At 35.8% G+C, this 22,617-nt stretch carries 18 protein-coding genes, 4 tRNA genes and 1 rRNA gene; 7 read left to right on the top strand and 16 right to left on the bottom strand.

Going from position 1 to position 22,617, the window contains the following annotated elements; all coding sequences use genetic code 11:
- A partial coding sequence (locus N3C60_06445; GenBank protein MCX8084540.1) for a methyl-accepting chemotaxis protein occupies positions 1-1,848 on the top strand: 1,848 nt, incomplete at its 5' end.
- 50 nt (positions 1,849-1,898) lie between these two features.
- Here the strand turns inward: N3C60_06445 and ilvC are convergent.
- The 6 genes from ilvC to N3C60_06415 form a co-directional block, all read right to left on the bottom strand.
- Entirely contained in the window at positions 1,899-2,915 is a 1,017-nt protein-coding gene (ilvC, locus tag N3C60_06440; GenBank protein ID MCX8084539.1) for a ketol-acid reductoisomerase, read from the bottom strand.
- 3 nt (positions 2,916-2,918) lie between these two features.
- Positions 2,919-3,443, bottom strand: a complete 525-nt coding sequence (ilvN, locus tag N3C60_06435; GenBank protein ID MCX8084538.1) for an acetolactate synthase small subunit — start codon at positions 3,441-3,443, stop codon at positions 2,919-2,921.
- 1 nt (position 3,444) lies between these two features.
- Positions 3,445-5,145, bottom strand: coding sequence for a biosynthetic-type acetolactate synthase large subunit (gene ilvB, locus N3C60_06430; GenBank protein MCX8084537.1), 1,701 nt, complete (start codon positions 5,143-5,145; stop codon positions 3,445-3,447).
- 151 nt (positions 5,146-5,296) lie between these two features.
- Positions 5,297-6,544, bottom strand: a complete 1,248-nt coding sequence (locus N3C60_06425) for an acetate kinase (protein ID MCX8084536.1) — start codon at positions 6,542-6,544, stop codon at positions 5,297-5,299.
- 8 nt (positions 6,545-6,552) lie between these two features.
- Entirely contained in the window at positions 6,553-7,539 is a 987-nt protein-coding gene (gene pta, locus N3C60_06420; GenBank protein MCX8084535.1) for a phosphate acetyltransferase, read from the bottom strand.
- Positions 7,540-7,637: 98 nt separating this feature from the next.
- A complete protein-coding gene (locus N3C60_06415; protein ID MCX8084534.1) occupies positions 7,638-9,524 on the bottom strand; it encodes a DUF294 nucleotidyltransferase-like domain-containing protein in 1,887 nt (628 codons plus the stop codon).
- Positions 9,525-9,833: 309 nt separating this feature from the next.
- Here N3C60_06415 and N3C60_06410 point away from each other — a divergent pair, with 309 nt between their 5' ends.
- On the top strand, positions 9,834-10,130 hold the full coding sequence (locus N3C60_06410) for a DUF485 domain-containing protein (protein ID MCX8084533.1): 297 nt from the start codon (positions 9,834-9,836) through the stop codon (positions 10,128-10,130).
- A 16-nt stretch (positions 10,131-10,146) separates the two neighbouring features.
- On the top strand, positions 10,147-11,727 hold the full coding sequence (locus tag N3C60_06405) for a sodium/solute symporter (GenBank protein MCX8084532.1): 1,581 nt from the start codon (positions 10,147-10,149) through the stop codon (positions 11,725-11,727).
- Positions 11,728-11,752: 25 nt separating this feature from the next.
- On the opposite strand, the gene N3C60_06400 is transcribed toward N3C60_06405, so the two are convergent.
- The 5 genes from N3C60_06400 to N3C60_06380 are packed head-to-tail and all read right to left on the bottom strand — an operon-like array spanning position 11,753 to position 17,427.
- Positions 11,753-12,340, bottom strand: coding sequence for a 3'-5' exonuclease (locus N3C60_06400; GenBank protein ID MCX8084531.1), 588 nt, complete (start codon positions 12,338-12,340; stop codon positions 11,753-11,755).
- Positions 12,330-13,133, bottom strand: coding sequence for a 16S rRNA (adenine(1518)-N(6)/adenine(1519)-N(6))-dimethyltransferase RsmA (gene rsmA / locus N3C60_06395; protein ID MCX8084530.1), 804 nt, complete (start codon positions 13,131-13,133; stop codon positions 12,330-12,332). Before rsmA ends, N3C60_06400 begins: the two co-directional genes overlap by 11 nt.
- A complete protein-coding gene (gene pdxA, locus N3C60_06390) occupies positions 13,108-14,052 on the bottom strand; it encodes a 4-hydroxythreonine-4-phosphate dehydrogenase PdxA (GenBank protein ID MCX8084529.1) in 945 nt (314 codons plus the stop codon). The genes rsmA and pdxA overlap by 26 nt, the downstream gene beginning before the upstream one ends.
- On the bottom strand, positions 14,039-15,700 hold the full coding sequence (locus N3C60_06385; protein MCX8084528.1) for a molybdopterin-dependent oxidoreductase: 1,662 nt from the start codon (positions 15,698-15,700) through the stop codon (positions 14,039-14,041). The genes pdxA and N3C60_06385 overlap by 14 nt, the downstream gene beginning before the upstream one ends.
- A gap of 8 nt (positions 15,701-15,708) precedes the next feature.
- Entirely contained in the window at positions 15,709-17,427 is a 1,719-nt protein-coding gene (locus tag N3C60_06380; protein MCX8084527.1) for a LysM peptidoglycan-binding domain-containing protein, read from the bottom strand.
- 156 nt (positions 17,428-17,583) lie between these two features.
- On the opposite strand from N3C60_06380, the gene buk reads away from it, so the two are divergent.
- From buk to N3C60_06360, 4 genes are read left to right on the top strand one after another with little or no spacing between them, the layout of a single operon-like run.
- Positions 17,584-18,645: a butyrate kinase gene (gene buk, locus N3C60_06375; GenBank protein ID MCX8084526.1), complete on the top strand. Its 1,062-nt coding sequence runs from the start codon at positions 17,584-17,586 to the stop codon at positions 18,643-18,645.
- 12 nt (positions 18,646-18,657) lie between these two features.
- Positions 18,658-20,151, top strand: a complete 1,494-nt coding sequence (locus N3C60_06370; protein ID MCX8084525.1) for a phosphate acyltransferase — start codon at positions 18,658-18,660, stop codon at positions 20,149-20,151.
- Between the two features lie 34 nt (positions 20,152-20,185).
- A complete protein-coding gene (locus N3C60_06365; GenBank protein ID MCX8084524.1) occupies positions 20,186-21,460 on the top strand; it encodes a potassium transporter in 1,275 nt (424 codons plus the stop codon).
- Positions 21,461-21,463: 3 nt separating this feature from the next.
- Entirely contained in the window at positions 21,464-22,114 is a 651-nt protein-coding gene (locus tag N3C60_06360; GenBank protein ID MCX8084523.1) for a TrkA family potassium uptake protein, read from the top strand.
- A gap of 8 nt (positions 22,115-22,122) precedes the next feature.
- On the opposite strand, the gene N3C60_06355 is transcribed toward N3C60_06360, so the two are convergent.
- The 5 genes from N3C60_06355 to rrf form a co-directional block, all read right to left on the bottom strand.
- Positions 22,123-22,207 (bottom strand) — tRNA-Leu (locus N3C60_06355).
- Positions 22,208-22,213: 6 nt separating this feature from the next.
- Positions 22,214-22,294, bottom strand: a tRNA-Leu gene (locus tag N3C60_06350).
- A 12-nt stretch (positions 22,295-22,306) separates the two neighbouring features.
- Positions 22,307-22,379 (bottom strand) — tRNA-His (locus N3C60_06345).
- Positions 22,380-22,389: 10 nt separating this feature from the next.
- Positions 22,390-22,463, bottom strand: a tRNA-Arg gene (locus N3C60_06340).
- A gap of 23 nt (positions 22,464-22,486) precedes the next feature.
- Positions 22,487-22,604, bottom strand: a 5S ribosomal RNA gene (rrf, locus tag N3C60_06335).
- Positions 22,605-22,617 lie beyond the last annotated feature (13 nt).

Below are 22,617 nucleotides of genomic sequence, written 5' to 3'. Positions count from 1 at the left end.
TCTTCTGAAATAGCCACCCAACTTAAGACTCAAGTAATTTTGATAAAAAGCTTTATAGAAGATATAGATATTGCGCTCGAAGATTCTATTGAAAAATCAAAGCAAAAAGCAGAAAAAGATCTTAAAAGTCTAATAGATAACACTCTTAAAGAAATAAAACAGAAAAAAATTAGATCATTAACAGAATTAAAAGAAATATTAAGTAAACAAAAAATTGGTGAAAAGGGATATTTTTATCTCTTAGATAACAACGGATTATTACTGATTCATCCAACTAATGAAGGTAAAAGCCTAAAAGGTCAACCTCATATCGAAGAGATCTTAAGTAAAAAAAATGGTTTTATTAGATACACTAGAACAACTGATCCAACTAAGCCAGTAGTCTATGCATCATATAGCTATCTTGAAGATTATAACGCCATATTGGTAGCAACTATCAATGAAAACGATTATATAGGAGAAGCTGGGGTATTAACACAAAAAGTAAAAGAAAAAGTAAAAACTGTCATTAAAAACACAAAAATAGGTACTACCGGTTACTATTATATCATAGATTCGAAAGGAGTCTTGATTGTTCATCCAAAAAAAGAAGGAGAAAATGTTTCAAACTTCGATTTTATAAAAGAGATATTAAACAAAAAAACAGGTGTTATAAGATACCCTTGGGAAGGTAGATACAAAATTGTAGCTTTCGAATATTATAAAAATTTAGATTGGATAATCACTGCAGGTTCCTATGAAGATGAATTTATTGGAGATGCAATAAAAAATATAAAATTTTGGTTTGCTGTAATTAGTTTGATAATAATGATCATATTATTCTTCGTAATTAACTTTATATTCACAAAATTTATTGGAAAGCCTTTATCCATCTTATCCGAAGATTTCAAAACTATAGCATCAGGAGATTTGTCAAAAGATGTAGCATATAAAAGAAAAGATGAAATGGGAATGATAATAGAAAATGTAGAAGATATGAAACATCAGATGAATAATACGTTATTCAAAGTTAAAAGATCTGCAGACAGTGTAACTAATTCATCAAACACAATCGATTTATCTTCAAAAGAAATGTCAAAAGCGATAGAGCACTTAACTAATAAAGTCTCACAGGTTGAAGTTGCAATTCATGAGATGAGTGCCACAATCCAAGAGATCACGAATAACATAGCTGATATTTCTAATGAAGTGACATCCGTCAAGGATTTGGCAAACAATGGAAGAAATGATCTTTTAGTTGCAGTTCAATATGTAAAAACTCTATCAACATCTGTCTCAAAATCTGGCGAAAATATTCAAAAATTAGGTGAAGCATCAAAAGAGATTGGAACAATATTAGAAGTCATTAGAGAGATTGCCGATCAAACTAACCTTCTTGCTCTCAACGCAGCAATAGAAGCAGCAAGAGCAGGTGAATTCGGTAGAGGATTTGCAGTAGTAGCCGATGAAATAAGAAAATTAGCCGAGAGAACAACCAAATCAATCAGTGAAATAAATACCATGATAAACAACATACAAAAAGAAGTTAACAACTCAGTAAATGATGTTTATGGGATAACAAAATCAGCCCAAGAAAGTGTTATTATAATAGAAAAACTAAACCAAAGTTTTAGTAAAATCTTAGATGGAGTTGTTGAAATAGCTGATAAAATAAATTCAGTTGCTACAGCAGTTGAACAACAAAGCTCAGCTGCAAGCGAAATATCATCCAGCATGTCAGAGGTTTCTGCTGTTGCAGAGGAAAACGCTTCTATAGCAGAGCAAAATCGTATGCAAGCTGAAAATCTTAGAGAACTGGCAAAAGACTTGTTAAACTTAGTAGCCCAATTCAAACTCAAAGAGTGTTAGCCAAATTTAAAAGTCACAATAATAAAAAAGGGGGGAAATCCCCCTTCAAACTAATTCTTATCTTTATCCACAATTTTACCTTTACCAAGCCAGCTCATCATACCCCTCAACCTTGCTCCCACCTGCTCTATCGGATGATTTTCATCAGCTTTTGTCAATGCATTAAACACTGGCCTTCCTGCTTTATTTTCCAGCATCCACTCTTTTGCAAACTCACCAGACTGAATCTGCCTTAAAACCTCTTTCATATTTTCTTTAACCTGAGGATCGATCACTTTTGGTCCTCTCGTCAAATCTCCGTATTGAGCAGTATTACTGATGGAATATCTCATATTTGAAATTCCACCCTCATAAAGAAGATCTACAATGAGCTTAACCTCATGCATACATTCGAAATAAGCCATCTCAGGAGCATATCCAGCCTCAACCAGCGTTTCAAAACCATACTTAATAAGCTGAGTGAGCCCTCCACATAAAACAGCCTGCTCTCCAAAAAGGTCGGTCTCAGTCTCCTCTTTGAAATTTGTCTCCAACACTCCAGCCCTTGCACCACCTATCGCAGCAGCATAGGATAAAGCAACCTCTCGGGAATCCCCAGAATAATCCTGATAAACAGCAATCAAACAAGGAACACCACCACCTTTTGTATATTCAGCTCTTACCAAATGCCCCGGCCCCTTTGGAGCTATCATAATCACATTGATATTTGGAGGAGGTACAATCTGTCCAAAATGTATGTTAAATCCATGGGCAAAAGCAAGATAAGCACCCTCTTTTATATAAGGAGCAATCTCATTTTTATAAAGATCACCTTGTATCTCATCAGGCACCAAAATCATAATAACATCAGCCCACTTAGCAGCTTCAGAAATCTCCATTACCTTTAACCCAGACGATTCAGCTTTTTTCCAAGAACTTCCACCCTTCCTAAGGGCAACAACAACATCAACACCGCTATCTTTTAAGTTATTGGAATGGCCATATCCCTGACTACCATATCCAACAACAGCCACTTTTTTCTTTTTAATCAACTCAAGATTCGCATCCTTTTCATAGTAAACTTTCATCTATTATTCCTCCTGGTTTTTAATATCTTGTTTTGTAAAATCTGTGGTAGACTTGCTACCTCTGGATATAGCTATAGTTCCACTTCTAATTACTTCAATTATTCCATAAGGCTCCAGAACATTTATGAGGGCATTGAGTTTACCCTGATCACCAGTTATCTCTATGACCACTGATTCTTTTGTAATATCAACAACTTTACCCCTAAATGTTTCAACAATGCTAAGTATATCTGGTCTTGTCCTCTGTGTAGCATGAACCTTCAGCAACACCAATTCCCTCTCTATATGGTCCACCAATGTGACATCCCTTACTTTTATTGTATTAACAAGCTTTCTGAGTTGCTTGATTATCTGTTCTATCACATGATCGTCACCCCTTGTGACAATCGTCATGATCGAAATATCCTCATTCTCTGTTGCATTTACAGAAAGACTTTCAATATTGTATCCCCTACCACTAAACAAGCCAGCTATCCTAGCTAAAACTCCAAATTTATTCTCTACCAAAACAGAAATAATGTGTCTCATATCACTTATCTCCATATATCATTTCATTTAAAGCAGCCCCAGCTGGAACCATCGGATAAACATTCTCTTCTCTATCAACACAAAAATCCATTAAAACAGGTTTATCCTTTATCTTAAGGGATTCCCTGATCACTGCTTCCACCTCGGAAGGTTTATCTGTTTTCAATCCCACACAGCCATAAGCATCAGCAAGTTTCACAAAGTCTGGCTGACATTCAAGACATGAGTACGAATATCTCTTATTGAAAAACAGGTGCTGCCATTGTCTAATCATACCTAAAAACTTGTTGTTTAATATGGCCACCTTAACACCAACACGGTATTGGACAGCTGTGCAAAGCTCCTGCATGTTCATAAGAAAGCTACCGTCACCTGCAATATCAAAAACCTCTTTGTCAGGGTTACCCAATTTTGCACCAATCGCTGCCGGAAAACCAAACCCCATAGTTCCTAATCCACCAGAAGTAATAAACTGTTTAGGATGTTTGAATTTATAAAACTGAGCTGCCCACATCTGATTTTGACCAACTTCAGTGGTAATAATTGCATCCCCGCCTGTAACTTCATAGATCTTTTCTACTACAAATTGGGGTTTTATTACATTATCCGAGTATTTATACGAAAAAGGCCTTTCACTATCCCAATATTCGATCTTCTTCAACCAATCCTCTCTATCTTTTCTGCTTTTTTCCCAATTAAAATCTTTAATATAGTTTAATATCTGCCTTAAAACAGTTTTACAATCTCCAACTATAGGTATATCCACTTTTACATTCTTATCTATGGACGTAGGATCAATATCAATCTGTGCTTTTTTGGATCTTGGGGAATACCCATCTAAACGCCCTGTAGTTCTATCTGAAAATCTTGTACCTATTGCCAAAATAAAGTCTGCTTCTGTCAATGCCATATTTGATGCATAGTTGCCATGCATACCAGCCCAACCCACCCAATTTTTGTGGGGGTTAGGAAAAGCACCTATACCCATCAAAGAAGATACCACAGGAAGGTTTATCGCCTCCACAAACTTTACAAGCTCTTCACTGGCATTACTCCACTTTACACCACCACCTATCAATACAACCGGTGCCTTTGCGCTTTCGAGCATCTTCAACATCTTTTTTATCTGCATAGGATGCCCTTCGTAAGTAGGATTATAACCCACAAGCTTTATATCTACCTGACAAGAGGTATTTTTTGATCTCCCAGCAATCACATCTTTTGGCAAATCTATCAATACCGGTCCAGGTCTTCCTGTTTTTGCAAGGTAAAAGGCCTCAGAAATGGTGTGAGCTATATCATCCACATCTTTGACCAGATAACTGTGTTTCACTATTGGTCTTGTTATACCCACGATATCTGCTTCTTGAAAAGCATCACCACCAATAAGATTTGTAGGAACCTGTCCAGTAAAAACCACAAGAGGAACAGAATCCAGATAAGCCGTAGCTATACCTGTAACAAGATTTGTTGCTCCAGGTCCACTTGTTCCAAAGCAAACACCCACTTTTCCTGTGGAACGGGCATAACCATCAGCAGCATGTACTCCACCTTGCTCATGTCTCGGTAGAACATGCAAAATATCCGAATCAAACAATCTATCATAAATACTGAGCAATACACCTCCAGGATAACCAAATATTAATTCTACACCATGTTTCTTTAAACATTCAACAACAATCTCTGCACCTGTTTTATTCATAGATACCCCACTTTTGTTAAATATAGCTAAAAATTGTTTAATAATTTAACACATTTATGGAAAAATTTCAAGGGAAAGATATTATATTTTAACATTTTTTAATAACAAATTGATAGCATTATAAATAAGAAAAAAGGGGGAGGCCCCCTTTTTATTTTAAAAACGTATAACTATGCTCTGTATGATCTCTATATGTTCCATTCAATATGGCTACCACATCCTCAATAAATACCAACTCCTCATTCGTAGGTATAACAAATACTTTCACCTTTGACTCCGGTGTTGAAATCTCCGTCTCGCCGGATTTACTAAAGGTCTTTTTATTTTTCTCAAAATCTATAATTATACCTAAATTTTCCAAGCCCTGAAGAGCTTTTTCCCTAATTATCCAGGCATTCTCACCCACACCAGCAGTAAATACTATTGCATCTACTCTACCCAAAACAGCATAGTACGCACCAATATACTTTTTCAACCTATAAGCCTCTATCTCAAGGGCAAGGGTACACCTCTTATCCCCTTGTTCACTACCTGCAATTACATCCCTTCTATCCGTAAACTTACCAGTAATCCCCAAAATCCCAGACTTTTTATTTAAAATATTATCCATCTCTTTTGGACTAACATTTAGCTGCTGCTGCATAAAAAGCGGAACAGCAGGATCGAGATCCCCACATCTTGTCCCCATAACTGCCCCTTCCAACGGAGTCAACCCCATAGACGTATCCACGGACACACCATTTTTTATAGCAGTATGGGACACACCGTTACCTATATGCATAGTAATTATATTACACTCTTTTGACGGCTTACCCAATAATGCAGCAGCCCTCTTTGACACATAAAGATGACTCGTGCCATGAAAACCGTACCTTCTTACACCATATTTCTCATACCACTCATAGGGAACAGCATATAAAAAAGCATGCTCCGGCATAGTCTGATGAAATGCTGTATCAAAAATCGCCACGTGGGGCACATCGGGCAAAACCTTTTGGGCACCCTTTATACCAGCAAGATTTGGGGGGTTATGCAGCGGTGCCAAATGCTGAACCTCTTCTATAGCCTTAACTACCTCATCATTTATTAACACGCTTCTCTTAAACTTCTCACCACCATGAACCACCCTATGACCCACAGCAGAAATTTCTGAAATCTTCGATATTACACCTTTTGTTGGGTTTTCAAGGGTATTAACCACAAGATTTATAGCAGTACTATGATCATGACACTCATACTCTTCTCTTATAGTCTCCCGACCGGGCACTTCATGAACTATAAAAGAATCACCAATCCCTATCCTCTCCACAATCCCCTTAGCCACCACCTTATGGGCTTCCCAATCGTAAAGCTGATATTTTACAGATGAACTACCACAGTTTAATGCCAATATCTTCATACATCCTCCTACGCCTGAACAGCAGTTATTGCTGCTACATTAACAATATCCATATATTTACAACCTCTTGAAAGGTCATTTACAGGCTTTTTAAGCCCCTGTATTATCGGTCCAATCGCCTCAGCTCCTGCTATCCTTTCAACTAATTTATAAGAGATATTACCTGCATCCAAATCTGGGAATATTAAAACATTAGCATGACCAGCCACTTTACTACCCGGCGCCTTCTTTTCACCAACAGCCTTTATTAAAGCAGCATCAGCCTGCATTTCACCATCTATATTAAGCTCTGGAGCTATCTCTCTGGCAATCTTTAAAGCTTCAAGAACTTTATCTATATCAGGATGTTCAGCACTACCCTTTGTGGAAAAGGACAACATGGCAACCTTAGGCTCTTGTTCCAAAAAAGACCTACAGCTATCGGCAGTAGCAATCGCAATTTCTGCCAGCTGTCTTGGATCAGGATTAGGATTTACAGCACAATCTGCAAACAGTATAGCCCCATCTTTTCCAAACTCTTTTTTATTAGTCACCATAATAAAACAGCTTGAAACTGTATTTATACCGGGCTTCGTACCAATAACCCTTATAGCTGCCCTAAGGACATCTGCAGTAGTGTTACATGCACCAGTGACACAACCCTGTGCAATATCCTGCTCCACCAACATAGCACCAAAATAAAGTATATCTTGCATCGTCTTAAGAGCCTCTTCCTCTGTCATCCCCTTTGATTTTCTTTTATTGTAATAAGTATTTGCAAAATCGTTAAGATATTTACTCGTAGCAGGGTTCATAATTTCACAGCAGACTGGATACCCTTTTGATTTAAAAAGTGATTCTATTTTAGCCTCATCCCCAAGAACTATAACCTTAGCAAGCTTATTATTAACAATTGTATGCGCAGCATCAATTGTTCTTTCATCATGTCCTTCAGGCAAAACTATGGTCTTTTGTCTTTCTTTTGCCATCTCCCAAAACTTTTCCATCAACGACATAAAGCACCTCACAAATAGAATTATATTTTATTTTAGACAAAAATTAACTCAAAGTCAAGTTTTTATTAAAATTGTTCAAACTAATCAAACGTAAAAAACTAAAACTGCCCTTTAAAATACCTTAAACTGAGATTTAACAATTTTGAAATGGATCCCAAAGCATTTTTCAACCTGTTCTGATTGTATACGGAGAGTTCGTTTGGATTTATATACTTACTAGCGACTCGGCCAGCCTCAGCATCTTTAATCTCTTTATGAAGGGCAAGATCAACTAATGTTTCATAGGCTACCATAATCTTACTCACTGTCTCCTCAGAGAGAACCTCTTTAATCTGCAATTGCTTTGCCCTATCTACTGTATTTAGTTCCAATATCCCATTACTCAAGCTAAAAGCCCTTACTATATCTGTTATAAAGGTTAGGGCAGAATTTTTTAGGTTTAATTCACCCTTATGTTCCCCCTCTTTTTCAACGATAAAATTACCAAAAAAAGTTATGGGTATCTTAAACTGTGTCTCAGCCTCTAACATCTGAATCAAAAATAGTGGTCTGGAAGAAACGACTCTACCTATAAACCTCCTAAGTTCATTTACCAGTGCAGCATTCCCATAATATAAATCCATATCAAAAATTATATTAGACCAGGTAAAACCACTGTCACCAGCATTGGTCGTTATACTATCTATCTGTTTTTTCCATTCAGAAAGCTTTCGGGACATATCCGGATTGGTCACCATAACGTTACCTTTACACTTTTCATAACCAACATAATGTAGCTTTTCCACAAACATCTCCCCAAACTTCATCAGATGGTCGATCTCAGATACACTTAGACTATCACTGAAGATATACCCGTTATCCTGGTCCGGATTCAACATCATCTCTTTCCTTGCCCCACTGCCCATAATTATCAGAGCATGATCAATATCTGTAACCCTCACATTCGTTTCCCTATAAAACTCCTCTACACAAAAATCGTAAACCCTTTTCTGTATACTCAAATGAATACTTGAAATAGTAGGCAAAATATCCGATGTGTTTCTACTATGATCCATCAAATTCTTAACAAAAGACCATAACTTTTCTTTAATCGTTCTTAACTCATCGAGGTTAGAAGCATGTTCTATATTCAAAGAGTAAACAGCAGTACTTGTATGCAACAATTTTAAGATATCCTTATTGGAAATAATCCCAACAGGTTTTTCATTCTCTACCACTACAGCATAATCTTGGTTCTTAGATTGCATTTCTGACAAAACTTCAATAGCAGGATAAGTCTTTGGAACCTTTACAGGGTCACATAACATATAATCTGCAACTTTAGCTTCGAGATCGATATTATCCTGTGACAAAAACTTATGAACTATATGTTTTGTATTAATGAGGCCCTTAAGATTATTCTTCTTATCCACAACCACCAAAGATCCAACATTCTTTCTAGCCATCAATTTTGCCGCATCCAACAATCTGCTACTATCTAAAACACTCTGCAAAGATGTTGTCATAATCATAGATACAGGCTTGTAAGCAAAACCAAAACTTTTTGTGGAAATATCACCCTTTAATAGATAGAGTCTTTCGGACACTAACCCATAAAATTTATTTTTAAAATCATCAAATTCTCCTATCAACTTATAAATACAGATCTCTGGCAAAAAAATTAGCCTTACATCATCTTTAGCAACAGCATCTATCATATAACTTGATTTTCCAAGAAAAGTAGTAATACCTAAAACAGCTCCATAGCCCATCTCCGAAACCAATCTTTCTTTATCAATAAAAAGTACCACACCATCTAAAATAAAATAAACACCTTTATGATATGTTTCATTTTTTTCGAATAGTTTTTCACCTTTTGTTAATTCAACTATAAACGAATTGGATAAAACAATATTTAAGTTTTTTTCTGGAATGTTCCGGAAGAGATCATGATTTTTCAACGTTATAGTTAATTCCTCAATATTCTTGATTGTTAACTTATTCACAATCAACCTCATCAAAAGCAGATTCAATTCATTAATATTACAATTTCAAATATATTTCAAGGGAAATTCATATGAATCAACAACAAAATCTACATAACAAAAATTCAATTAAAGTTCACTATTAAATCTTACATAAAAAAAACTTGACATCTTAGTCTTATTGACATATTCTTTACAAACAATGTTATATAAACATTAAATTAAAAATTACATAAAAGATTAAAGGTCGGTGATAAGGTTTAGAAGATATCTTAAAGGGATTTTCATCAATGTTTTTTAAAATTTAAAAAAATATTTTAGAGGTGTATTATGGACAAAAAACAAAAAGAAGTTCTTGAATCAGAGAGGTTTAAATCCCTCGTCAGAAAAAAATGGACAGTAAGCTACATTTTACTTTTCCTACTTTTCTTCATTTACTACGGCTATATCTTCCTTATAGCTAGCAACAAAGCTGCCTTAGCAGTAAAAATAGGTGTCTACACTAACGTAGGTATTATATTAGGTGTCTTAGTTATTGTAGGTGCTTGGCTTCTTACCGCTTATTATGTTTGGTGGGCAAACAACACATACGATAAAGAAGTAGAAGAATTAAAAAAGATGTTATAATTTTAGGAGGAAATAAATGGATAATGCTACTAATATGGTGCAACAGTTTTCTTTTGGTAAACCAAATCCGTCTTCTATTACTTTCTTTTTTTTAGTAGTTGTTATTACTCTTGCAGCTACTTACTTTGCAGCCAAAAAATCCCAAAAAACTGCAAGCTCATACTATACTGGCGGTGGCGGGATATCTGGGTTTCAAAATGGATTAGCCCTTGCAGGTGATTATATGTCTGCTGCATCATTCTTAGGTATATCAGGGATGGTAGCATTAAAGGGTTATGATGGTATAATCTATGCAGTTGGTTGGCTTGTTGGCTGGCCCGCGCTTCTCTTTTTAATAGCTGAGCCTTTAAGAAATTTAGGTAAATATAGCTTTGCAGATGTTGTTTCCTTCAGATTAAATGCAAAACCTATCAAAACGGCTGCAGCTATTGGTGGTATGCTCGTACTACTATCTTATACAACAGCCCAGATGGTGGGATCGGGTTCACTAATCAAATTACTTTTTGGAATGTCTTATGAAATGGCTGTAGTTATTGTCGGAATTGCTATGCTTATCTATCTTCTTTTAGGTGGTATGCTTGCAACTACTTGGGTACAAATAATAAAAGCGGTATTACTTTTAGGCGGTGTTACTCTGATTACAATCCTTGTTTTGGCAAAATTCGGCTTTAATCCAGGAAACCTCTACGGAGCAGTAGCAGAAAAGTATGGTAGTGCTGCATTAGAACCAGGTGGCTTTATAAAAAGTGCTACAGACGCTTTCTCTTTGGGACTTGCTTTGATGCTTGGGCTTCTGGGCTTACCCCATATTTTGATGAGGTTTTTCACAGTACCTAATGCAAAAGAGGCAAGAAAATCAGTAGTATGGGCTACAACATGGATAGGTTATTTTTACATTATCATACCAATAGTAGGTTATGGTGCAGCTGTTTTGGTATCAAGAGAAACCATTACCTCCATCGATAAGGGGGGTAATATGGCTGCCGTTATGCTTGCAGAAGTGATGGGTGGATCTGCACTCATGGGATTCATTTCAGCAGTAGCATTTGCTACTATTCTGGCGGTAGTAGCTGGATTAACCATAGCAGCTTCTGCGGCTCTTGCTAATGACCTTTGGATTGGTGTTGTCAAGGCTGGAAAAGCCACCGAAAGCGAGAAATACAAATCTGCAAAAATTGCAACTTTCATATACGGAATCGTAGCCATATTCCTCGGCATAGCCTTCAAGGGCCAAAATGTCGCATTTCTCGTTGCCCTTGCGTTCGCCGTTGCTGCAAGTGCTAATTTTCCATCGCTTTTCCTATCAATAGTATGGAAAAAGTTTTCCACAACAGGCGCAGTTTTATCGATACTTGTTGGTGGTATTTCAGCTATGGTATTAATTATTTTAGGACCTACAGTTTGGGTTGATGTATTAAAACACAAAGAAGCTATCTTCCCATATAAATTTCCAACAATTTTCTCACTACCCCTTGCATTTATAGCAGGATGGATAGGATCATTAATTGCACCAGACAAGAGAGCAGAAGAACTCTTTGAAGACGAAAAGATTAGAACATATCTTGGAGTAGGTGCAGAAGGAGCTCATGACCATTAAAAACGGGGGTAAAACCCCGTTTTTTTTATAACAAATCAATTAATTTGATATTATCATTATGGTGTTCCATGATAGTAATTGCCCTTATAAAGATCAAAGCTGTAGCCATTACATCGTAATCAGCTCTGTGTCTATATCCTACATCCACGATTTCCCATAGCCCAAAATAATTAATAAGGGAGTCTAAATTATACCTTTTTAACTTAGGAGCAATCTTTTTTACAACCTTTATAGTGTCGATTATATAATAATTATGAAAGTTCAAACCATAATAATTTGCATAATAAGAAAGAAAAGAGTAATCAAAACTGATATTTTGACCAACAATAACTGTATCTTTGGCATATTCTATAAATGCCTTTAAAACCGGCTCTAAAGTAGGAGCATTTTTTGTCAACTCATTTGAAATCTTATGTATTCTAAAAGCAGAATATGGTATCGTTACCTCTGGATTTATCAGAGAATAAAAGGTATCTTCTTTTTTTAATCTTAAACCCTCCCCAATCCTTACAGCTGCAATCTCCACTATTCTTGCTCCTTTTTCTGGAGACATCCCAGTGGTTTCTATATCAACTACAGTATAGGTCAGGTCATAGATACTTTTATCCAACATTTCTTAAAAATCTAAAGAACTCAATGAATTCAACAAGAGAAAGTTCCTCTGCTCGAACATTGTCTCTTTTGAAAAAAAGAGGTATCAAAGATATATCTATTACACCCTTTAGATTATTTTTAAGCATCTTTCTCTTTGACAAAAAACTGCTCTTAACAAGACTTAAAAACGCTTTTTCATCATTTTCAGAAAACTCACGTTTTCTCGGAATAAACCTCAATACTGTAGATTCCACTTTAGCATTTGGATAGAAATTTGCACCAGATATATTCATAACCCTCTTGATTTCAAAAAAATACTGACAAAAAACAGATAGAGATGAATAAGATTTCGTTTTTGATGGGGATATAATCCTCTCAGCAACCTCCCTTTGGAACATAAAAACAAGACTTTCTACATGATCTATCAACTCAGTACACTTCTCTAATATCTGTACAGCAATGTAGTACGGGAGATTCCCCACAAAAATATACTTTCCATGTAAAATACTACCATCGATTTTAGTAAAGTCTGAATGGACAATATTAAAAGATTGATAGTAATGTAAATATCTCTTTAAAAAGTTCACCAATTCTCCATCAATTTCTACAGCAAGAAGCTCCGCACCTTTTTCTAAGATCCTATATGTTAAAACACCACACCCTGGACCTATTTCTAGTACTTTTGAACCTTTTACAATATTTGCAGATTCGATAATCTTATCCATTATATGAGTATTAGTAAGAAAATGTTGCCCTAAGGATTTTTTTGTTTTACCAAATTCCTGCTTATATATTTCTAATAGATTTAACATTTTTCACCATAAAATCAGCTACTCTTATAGCTCTCAGCAAACTACTTTCAGAGGCCAAATTTTTCCCAGCAATATCAAAAGCCGTTCCATGATCCACGGAAGTTCTAATAATTGGAAGATTCAAAGTTACATTGACTGCACTACCAAAACTCTCCATTTTCACAGGGATCAGTCCCTGATCATGGTACATCACCACAGCAATATCACAAAAACCCTTAAGCATCTTGGCAAAAAGGGAATCAGCTGGGTATGGACCAGATACATCTATACAGGCATCCAAAGCTTTTTGGATGGCTGGTTTTATGACATCCAGTTCTTCGTCACCTAAAGCACCATCATCACCAGCATGGGGGTTTAATCCACAAACAGCAATATGTGGTTTTTCATTTCCAAAAAACTTTCCTGAAAGATGAGCATTCTTGATAGCCCTATACACGCCATCGATATCTATCTTTAACGGAACATCCTTTAAAGGTAAATGGGTGGTAACAAGGACAGTTTTTATTCTATCACCCACTAGCATCATCGAATATTCTTTAGCTCCAGTAAGATATGCTAAATACTCCGTATGACCTGGGAAAAGGTAGCCGGCAAGTTGGATAGATTTTTTATTTATAGGCGCTGTAACAAGGGCATCAGCCTCACCAGAAAGTATTAGCCCAACAGCAAACTCAATACTTTTCATGGCAGCCAGACCACTTAAGGGGTTGACCCTACCTATAATAAAATCATCCTTAATTATATAATCAGGTTCAACAATTTCAAAATCAAGACAGGAGAAATCTTTAAAAGCTTGTCTATAGCCAACAACCTTTATGTTATAATTTGATAAATCATGATTTTTAAACAACTTCCAGATAATCTCTGGTCCCACACCTGAAGGATCACCCATTGTTATTAAAATTTTATTTTTTCTCATCCACACGCCTTAATTTAACAAAAGTATCATAAATGGCGATGCCAGTATTCGAGTCTGTCGGAGTAAACGATGTTAAAATATTGGGATCACCCTCAACAAGCTCTCTACACTTATAGCAAAAGATATATCCTTCACCACAAAGATCATCCACCACAACCTTTGCCACTATCTTACCATTTTCATTAAAAACTTCCACCAAATCACCTGAATGTATAGAATACCGGTCAGCATCCACTGGAGAAATATGTAAGACATTTTCAAATGCCCCAAAGTATTGGGAGTTTAAATAACTGTAATGAGAGCCAGTGATCAATCGTAAAGAATTTGAACAGTTTTCAACAAGGAGCAGTCTTTCTGTTCTATAAACTCTGGCTGTTTGCTTAATATCTGGTAGCTTAGGAAAACTAAAGTCCATTTCAATACCCAATATGCCAGATAACCCCTTTATTACATCCAGATCTGACACAGTGCTAACTACCTTATCTCTTATACCATATCTACCAGGATAGAAATAACTACCAACAATATCCTCCTGGGCGAACATCCCTCCAACTTTTATAAAATGGGTAGAAAAATTAGCTGTTTTTGTGATATTCGTATCAACAGTCACTAAAAAATCTAAGCTTTCAAAATGCTCTTTCAACAATCCCGTAGAAGGATAAGAAACCAAAGGATTAGCAGCCACAACAAAGGCACCTTTAAAAAACTTTTGCTTTAGGCATTCCAAAATCTTGCTTATATTTATCTTAGGGTTGTTTATTATCTTTTTTGGTAAACCCTCTTTTGAGTTCTTAACATAGTATAAGTAATTCAAATTGTTTGTAAAGTATGCAAGTCTATTGATCCATTGAGTTATATTTTTACCGTTTGAATACCTCTGCAAACCATAACCAGTTATTATACCAGTTTTACCATCTTCTATAGCTTCTAATAAAAACTCAAAATCATCCTGGGAAACACCACATTTTTCCAACATAAAGGCAAGAGACAAATCTGATCTTTCGTAACCTAAACAGACAAGTAGTGCTAGTGCAAGGTAGTTATCAGATGCAGGTCTTATCCTTATGTATCTATCAGCAAGGAGTAGTGTCTTTTTTTTCAAAGGATCTATATATACAAGCTTTTTACCAGCTCTTTTAAGCTCCTTTAAATATGAATATAGATGTGGAGCCACATTATAAGCATCTCTACCAAATAAAAGGATATTGTTTACCTCATCCAGATTAGTAATTGGAGGATTTATTGCTATTCCAAAATCCTCTTCATGAGCCGATTTACCTGTACTAAGACACAATGAACCCTCTACAAAGTACACATTTGGAAAATGAGAAAAAAACAGATCCCAGTACTCCATTGCATATCCCAAACTCCCCGAACCTCTTATATACAATATATTCTCATTTCTATATTTCAACATCAATTCTGATACATCCTTCAATACCTTCTCAAGTTCGCAGTATATAAGATTGCCACCTTGTCTTACAAAAGAGGTATCGCTTGTAAATATCTCCTTTTTTAAAAACTTATTCAGTTTTTGACAAACAAACCCCTTAAAGGTAGGCCCATTGCGAGGTAAAATTGTCAGGTTATCATCAATAGAAGCAAAACAAGCCTCTATACAATCTTTAGAACAAACAAAGTTTTTCATACAATCTTCTACGATTTAGGGATCTTGATTGTCTGGCCAGGTTTTAAGACCTTTAGATTGTTGATCTTAATAATCTCTTTTGGTTCTGTATCGTATTTAGCTGCAAGCTTGTAAATAGTATCACCTTTTTTAACTTTATAACTAATATAGCCTTTTTTGCTGGATGCAGACACTACTGCTTTCTTTTTGATACCTTTAAGTGGTACCTCTATAGTCATCCCCACCTTAATATTTTTAATATTATTTATCTGTTGAATAGAGGAAACTGAGGTTTTAAACCTCTTTGCTATCTTGGCAAGGCTGTCACCTTTTTTCACCACATAATCTACACTGTTTATCTCTTTTACGTCAGAAATCTTTGCTAACTTATCGATCTCCTCTGGATTTATGGTGTTTTTAGTATTTTCAGAAGGGATAAGCACAGGAAAGCCAGCCTTTACATAAGACCTTTTAAATCCATTCATTGCTGTTATCTGATCAGCTGATACCTTATGTCTTTTTGCAATATCTTTTATGTTTTCTTTTTTGGTTGGAGTATAAATCTTTACCTGTAAAAGCTCCTCTGGTGAGTGTTCGTTTAGTGCAGCAACTATTTTATCCTTATAACCCAACGGTACCTTTAGCTCGAAGGTATCATTAGGTGGGGTTATCCATCTTCTCAGAGATGGGTTTAAATCGATTATGCTGTTCATATCCAAACCAACAAGCTTACTGAGAACCAAGAGGTTTACAGGCATATCCAACTTAACCTTTTCATAGACTATAGGGTCTATACTTGGGTACTCAAATCCATATTGCAAAAGATTCTTATGGATTATCATCAATGCAGTATACTTGGGGACATAATCCTTTGTCTCTTCTGCCAGATGCCTGTAGCTGGATAATTCAAAGTAATCCTCTGTGTTATATTTATCAATAGCCCTTTGTATCCTACCTGCTCCTGCATTGTACGCAGCCAAGGCAAGATTCCAATCTCCAAACTTCTCATACAGATCTTTGAGATGCCTTGCAGCAGCATCAGTAGATTTTTCAAAATCTTTTCTTTCGTCAACCCAATAATTCACCTTAAGTCCATACAACTTACCCGTATGCTCCATAAACTGCCACATCCCAACAGCGCCAGCCCTGGATCTAACAATAGGATCAAATCCACTCTCAGCTAAAGGTAAATAAGAGAGATCTGTAGGCAATCCATAATTATTAAACAGATCCTTGATATAAAAGATATATTTATAAGAATTGTTTATCCATCTTTGCATCACTGCTCTTGACGTTGTGGTAAACCTCTCTATATATTTGTTAACCCTTTCGTTAATCTTTACTGGAACATTATAATTGCTTATATCATCGGTAACATTGTAAGACAAACGCAATGTTTTATTCCTTTCAAAATAAAGGGAAACATCAAACTCTGGTTGATAAGATTTTTGATTTTTTTCCTGCTTTATTGAAACCTTCTGTTCATTAGAAATATCAGGCTTTTTATCAGTAAAAGCAGTTTTTGTAGTATCCTTCATTTCTACTGAAACTATCTTTGTATTGATCATAGGGTCAGAACCATATACATACATGGGCTTATCAACTTTTTGTAGCGTTAGCTCAAGGGGCGCAACCTTCAAAGACTTAGATATTTTTGCTACAGAAGGTAGATCTCTTTGAACATTGTGAGTTAGATTAGCACAACCAAATAAAACAAGTGAAAAAAGCAAAAGAATTATCAATCTCATGGTTTGATTTTATAATAATGTTTTAATGTAATGTCAAGAAAAAACTGGTATAGCATTGATAAATAGGATGAATTTCTTACATTATATCTCAAAAAAACATATTGATTTTTGCTCATAAATAGATATATTTAGTTAAACTAAACCAAGGAGGATCATGTGATCATCATAGCAATAGACCCAGGTTCTACTTCCACAAAAATAGGTATTTTTAAAGATTCAAATTTATTTAAACAGAATATCCAACATGATAGACAGGAGATAGATAAATACAAAAATATAATTGACCAAAAAGACTTCAGGTTTAGTTTAATCAAACAGACGTTAAACAATTTTCTTCCATACCCAACCAAAGTTGACGTCATAATCGGACGAGGAGGTCTAATAAAACCGATAAAAGGTGGAATATATAAAGTAAATGAACAGATGCTTCACGATCTAAAAGTAGGTGTTATGGGACAACATGCTGCAAATTTAGGTGGGATTATAGCTTATGAGCTTGCCAAAATATACTCGTGTGAAGCCTATATCACTAATCCCCCTGTTATAGATGAGATGATACCTATAGCCAAAGTAACCGGATTAAAAGGAATTGAAAGAAAGAGCATGTTTCATGCACTAAATCAAAAAGCCACAGCTATGAAAGTATCAAAAAAAATTGGTAAAAGTTATGAAGAAGTAAATCTCATTGTCGCCCATCTTGGTGGAGGAATTTCTGTAGGTATTCATAGTAAAGGGTCAGTTATCGATGTAAATAATGCCTTAGATGGTGATGGTCCATTCTCTCCAGAAAGAGCTGGATCTTTGCCTGTAGATGGGGTATTGGAATTATTAAAAAATGGTAGTTACACCATAGAAGAACTAAGAAACACAGTTTCACGAAAAGCAGGGCTTTATTCCTATCTTAATACCGTCGACTTAAGAGAAGTAGAAAAAATGATAGACAAAGGTGATGAAAATGCTAAATTATATTATGAGGCTATGGCCTATCAGGTTGCTAAAGAGATTGGTGCCTTAGCTCCCGTGGTTTCTGGAGATATTGATGGTATCATACTCACTGGTGGTCTTGCCCACAGTGAAAGATTTATAAATTTAATTATAGATAGAATAAAATTTTTAGGCAAAATATTTGTAGAGCCTGGGGAAAACGAAATAGAAGCTTTAATAGAAGCAGGATTAAGAGTTTTAACAGGTGAAGAGACACCAAAAGAATATCTATAATCTGGAGCAGAGATGAAAATAGATATCGGGAGTAACATAAAAAAAATAATTATCCAAGAAAACATTGACGTAGATTTTTTGCTAAAACAGATTAATCTGGAAAAAGATGAATTCAACAGGATATTAAACAATGAGTTACAGCCATCAGTCTCAATACTTTTAAAAATATCAAAAGCTTTAAATAAAGACCTATCCACAATAATTTATGGCAACGAGTTTAAACCTAAAAAAACAGTTGCCACAAGAAGAGAAGAAAGGATACCCATACGCAGAAGAAGGGGTTATGACTATGAAAGTTTAGCACCATTCTATGTAGGTAGATCTATGGAACCCCTCTTAGTAGAGGTTCGTAAAAGTGAAAAACAGGAGATCAGTACCCACAAGGGTGAAGAATTTCATTTTGTTTTACATGGTAAAGTAAAATTGATAGTTGATGGTGAAGAATATATTTTAGAAGAAGGCGATACCCTTTACTTCGATTCATCCTTACCCCATTGTATAAACTCTATCTCAGATTTTTCTAAACTCCTTGTTGTCGTTTTAAATACAGAATCGATGATCCATCAAATAAAAGGTAAAAAGATGAGAGATATGGTTCATGCTGCAAAGCTACTTCCCAAAAAAAATATCTCTCTGGTTTGCCCTGATGACTCCTCCATGAGCGCCGTAAATCGAGCCATAGAAGAAGGTATAGTGGATAAGGTCTATCTTGTAGGTGATATAGAGAAAACAAGCTTTTATTGCAAAGACCACCTTAATTATAAAAATCACTATGAATTTATCCATGTTTCAGCACAGGATGAAAGCTATGAACTTGAAACAGCCAAAAAAGGTGTAGAAATAATAAGAAAAGGTGATGCACAACTAATAATGAAAGGGAAAATAAACACTCAAAACTTCGTTAAAGCAATACTTGACAAAGAGAAGGGTTTAAACATAGGCAGAAGATTATCCTTAGTAAGTATATTTGAACTCCCATCGGTAGATAGACTCATTTTCCTTACCGATCCTGCGATAAATCCATCACTTTTTATAGATGATAAATTAGAATCAAGCTTTGATATCCTAAGAAATGCTATAGAAGCAGCCAGGAGTTTAGGTATAGACAAACCCCGTGTAGCTTTGCTCGATGCAAATGAAGTTCCATCGGCAAAAATACCAACAAGCATACTGGAAAAACAATTATCAGAACTAAATTGGCCGGACGCTTACGTCTACGGTCCACTCTCCTATGATCTGGCCTTATACTCAGACTCTGTAGAGAAAAAAGGGTTAAAAGACAACCCTGTCGCTGGTAAAGCTGATATCCTTGTGGTTCCACACATAGAAGGCGGTAACTTTCTTTACAAAGCATGGGTTATGACTATGGGGGTAGAGGTAGCAAATCTCGTTTTGGGTGCAGCATGTCCCATTATTCTAACATCAAGAAGTGATGGTGAAATGACCAAGTTCTTAACTATTTGCGCTAGCTCTATTTTCAGTTCACACAAATCAGATATTTCCTAATTGACAAGCAAAAGTTATAGTAGTATACAGCAGTATGTCTAGACCCAATATTTGGAGCTATTTCACTTTTACATTTCTCACCCTAATATTAGCCGGAACATTAATATTAAAATTACCGATGATGTACAAAGGTGATTTAAGCTTTATTGATGCCCTATTTACATCAACATCTGCCGTTTGTGTAACTGGACTATCCGTAACTAACACATCAAATTTTACAATACTGGGCCAGATAGTTATCATAGTACTGATACAATTAGGTGGTTTAGGTATAATGATTTTAACAACCTCAATATTCCTTTTTATTAGAGGAGAGCTAAATCTTAAACAGAGACTTGTGGTCACTAACCTAACGGATATTTTCTCCATGAACGAAGCGGAATATATCGTAAGATATATCATCTTTTATACTTTTTTGATAGAGTTTATCGGGTTTATTTTTTTGACATTTGGTTTCTGGTTGGATGGATATACGATAGTGAATGCCTTTTATTATGGTTTATTCCATTCAATCTCAGCTTTTTGCAATGCCGGATTTTCACCTTTTGATAATAGCTTAATAGGAATGAACTGGGTAATCAAACTCACTATAATGATATTGATCATTTTTGGTGGGTTGGGGTTTTATGTTATCTACGATATCCATCAATATCTATTAAAAGGTGGCAGATTAAAAAACCATACAAAAATTGTTACTATTTCTACATTATTACTTATCTTATTTGGTTTTATAGTATTCAATATTTTAGAACATGAAATGGATATCATCGATGGCTTTTTCCAGTCAGTCACAGCAAGAACTGCTGGATTTAATTCTGTAGATCTGACCAACTTAACCCAAATCAGTAAGTTTACTTTAATAATACTAATGATCATAGGAGCTTCACCTGGTGGTACAGGTGGAGGTATAAAAACATCAACATTTGCTTTAGCGCTACTTTCTATAGTAAACATACTAAAAGGTGTGAATAGACTGGTCATTTTCAAAAGAGAAGTACCAAACTTCCAAATACTAAGATCTTTTTCCCTTATAGCTGCTTATATCTTTGTACTTGTCACATCTACCCTTGCTATGCTATATTTTTACAACTATGATTTCATGGATATGCTTTTCGAAGTGGCTTCAGCATTAGGTACTGTTGGACTTTCCCTTGGGATTACATCAAAAATTGGAACAGAAGGTAAGCTTATACTGATATTTTGTATGTTTATCGGTAGAATCGGTACAAGTGCCCTTATCTCATCCTTATTAGGATATGAAAAAACTAATAAAATAAATTATCCTCAAGAAAAAATTATACTGGGGTAAAGTATGAAAAAAAATAAAGATGTACTTGTAATTGGTTTAGGTATCTTTGGTTATGAAGTAGCATATCAATTAGCCAAACATGGTAATAACGTTTTGGCCATTGATAAAAACCCTGACATCATAAATCAAATAAAAGATTATGTAGATGAAGCTATTATAGCTGATGCTTCATCGGAAGATACTTTAAAAGAATTGATGATTTCTAAATACGATCTTATAGTAGTTGGCTTAAGCAGCAATTTTGAAAGCCTAATCCTATGCGTAACTCATCTTAAGAAATTGGGAGCTAAAAAGATCATAGCAAAAGCAAATAACGAAATACAAAAAGAGATACTTTATAAAATAGGTGTAGATGAGGTAATACTACCAGAAAAAGAGGTAGCAACAAAGCTTGCTGAAAAAGTATCAAAACCCACTATCATAGAGATGTTCCACATGTATGATGATACAACTGTTGCCACAGTAAAAGTACCACAACATTTTATAGGCAAATCATTAAAAGAGATTGATCTACGGAATAGATATAGCTTAAATGCGGTTATTATAAGAAGAGATGGGAATTCTAAGACAATCAAGGACCCCGACATTATTTTCGAAGAGGGTGATGAAATAGTAGTGATCGGAGATGAAGAAAAAATCAAAGAAACCTTTTAAAATTAAAATGCCGGAGGGGGGACTCGAACCCCCACGGGTGATTAGCCCACCGGATTTTGAGTCCGGCGCGTCTACCAATTCCACCACTCCGGCTTTTTATGCGAGTGGAGGGACTTGAACCCCCACGCTTGTGGCACTAGATCCTAAGTCTAGCGCGTCTACCAGTTCCGCCACACTCGCTTATATATTTAGGGTGAGTGACGGGACTCGAACCCGCGACAACCGGAGCCACAATCCGGGGCTCTACCAACTGAGCTACACCCACCATATAAAGACGCGCCCGAGAGGATTCGAACCTCTGACCTACGGATTAGAAGTCCGTTGCTCTATCCAGCTGAGCTACGGGCGCAACCCGTAATTACTAAAAAAAGCATCTGGCAGCGACCTATTTTCCCGGGCTTTGTCTTAGCCAAGTATCTTCGGCGCTGGAGGGCTTAACTTCCGTGTTCGGGATGGGAACGGGTGTGACTCCTCCGCTATGACCACCAGATGCTTATCCTTTA

Origin of the sequence: Calditerrivibrio sp., assembly GCA_026415135.1 — a bacterium.
In the GTDB taxonomy this organism is placed as follows: Bacteria; Chrysiogenota; Deferribacteres; order Deferribacterales; family Calditerrivibrionaceae; genus Calditerrivibrio.
Note: the sequence above shows the minus strand (reverse complement) of the source record. Positions and strands in the feature narration are given on the sequence as shown.

Bases quoted from the DNA above. Each gene is read 5' to 3' on its own strand.
- ilvC (MCX8084539.1), bottom strand. From the start codon at position 2,915: ATGAAAGTTTACTATGAAAAGGATGCGAATCTTGAGTTGATTAAAAAG.
- ilvN (MCX8084538.1), bottom strand. From the start codon at position 3,443: ATGAGACACATTATTTCTGTTTTGGTAGAGAATAAATTTGGAGTTTTA.
- ilvB (MCX8084537.1), bottom strand. From the start codon at position 5,145: ATGAATAAAACAGGTGCAGAGATTGTTGTTGAATGTTTAAAGAAACAT.
- N3C60_06425 (MCX8084536.1), bottom strand. From the start codon at position 6,544: ATGAAGATATTGGCATTAAACTGTGGTAGTTCATCTGTAAAATATCAG.
- pta (MCX8084535.1), bottom strand. From the start codon at position 7,539: ATGTCGTTGATGGAAAAGTTTTGGGAGATGGCAAAAGAAAGACAAAAG.
- N3C60_06410 (MCX8084533.1), top strand. From the start codon at position 9,834: ATGGACAAAAAACAAAAAGAAGTTCTTGAATCAGAGAGGTTTAAATCC.
- N3C60_06405 (MCX8084532.1), top strand. From the start codon at position 10,147: ATGGATAATGCTACTAATATGGTGCAACAGTTTTCTTTTGGTAAACCA.
- N3C60_06400 (MCX8084531.1), bottom strand. From the start codon at position 12,340: ATGTTGGATAAAAGTATCTATGACCTGACCTATACTGTAGTTGATATA.
- rsmA (MCX8084530.1), bottom strand. From the start codon at position 13,133: ATGTTAAATCTATTAGAAATATATAAGCAGGAATTTGGTAAAACAAAA.
- pdxA (MCX8084529.1), bottom strand. From the start codon at position 14,052: ATGAGAAAAAATAAAATTTTAATAACAATGGGTGATCCTTCAGGTGTG.
- N3C60_06385 (MCX8084528.1), bottom strand. From the start codon at position 15,700: ATGAAAAACTTTGTTTGTTCTAAAGATTGTATAGAGGCTTGTTTTGCT.
- N3C60_06380 (MCX8084527.1), bottom strand. From the start codon at position 17,427: ATGAGATTGATAATTCTTTTGCTTTTTTCACTTGTTTTATTTGGTTGT.
- N3C60_06370 (MCX8084525.1), top strand. From the start codon at position 18,658: ATGAAAATAGATATCGGGAGTAACATAAAAAAAATAATTATCCAAGAA.
- N3C60_06365 (MCX8084524.1), top strand. From the start codon at position 20,186: ATGTCTAGACCCAATATTTGGAGCTATTTCACTTTTACATTTCTCACC.
- N3C60_06360 (MCX8084523.1), top strand. From the start codon at position 21,464: ATGAAAAAAAATAAAGATGTACTTGTAATTGGTTTAGGTATCTTTGGT.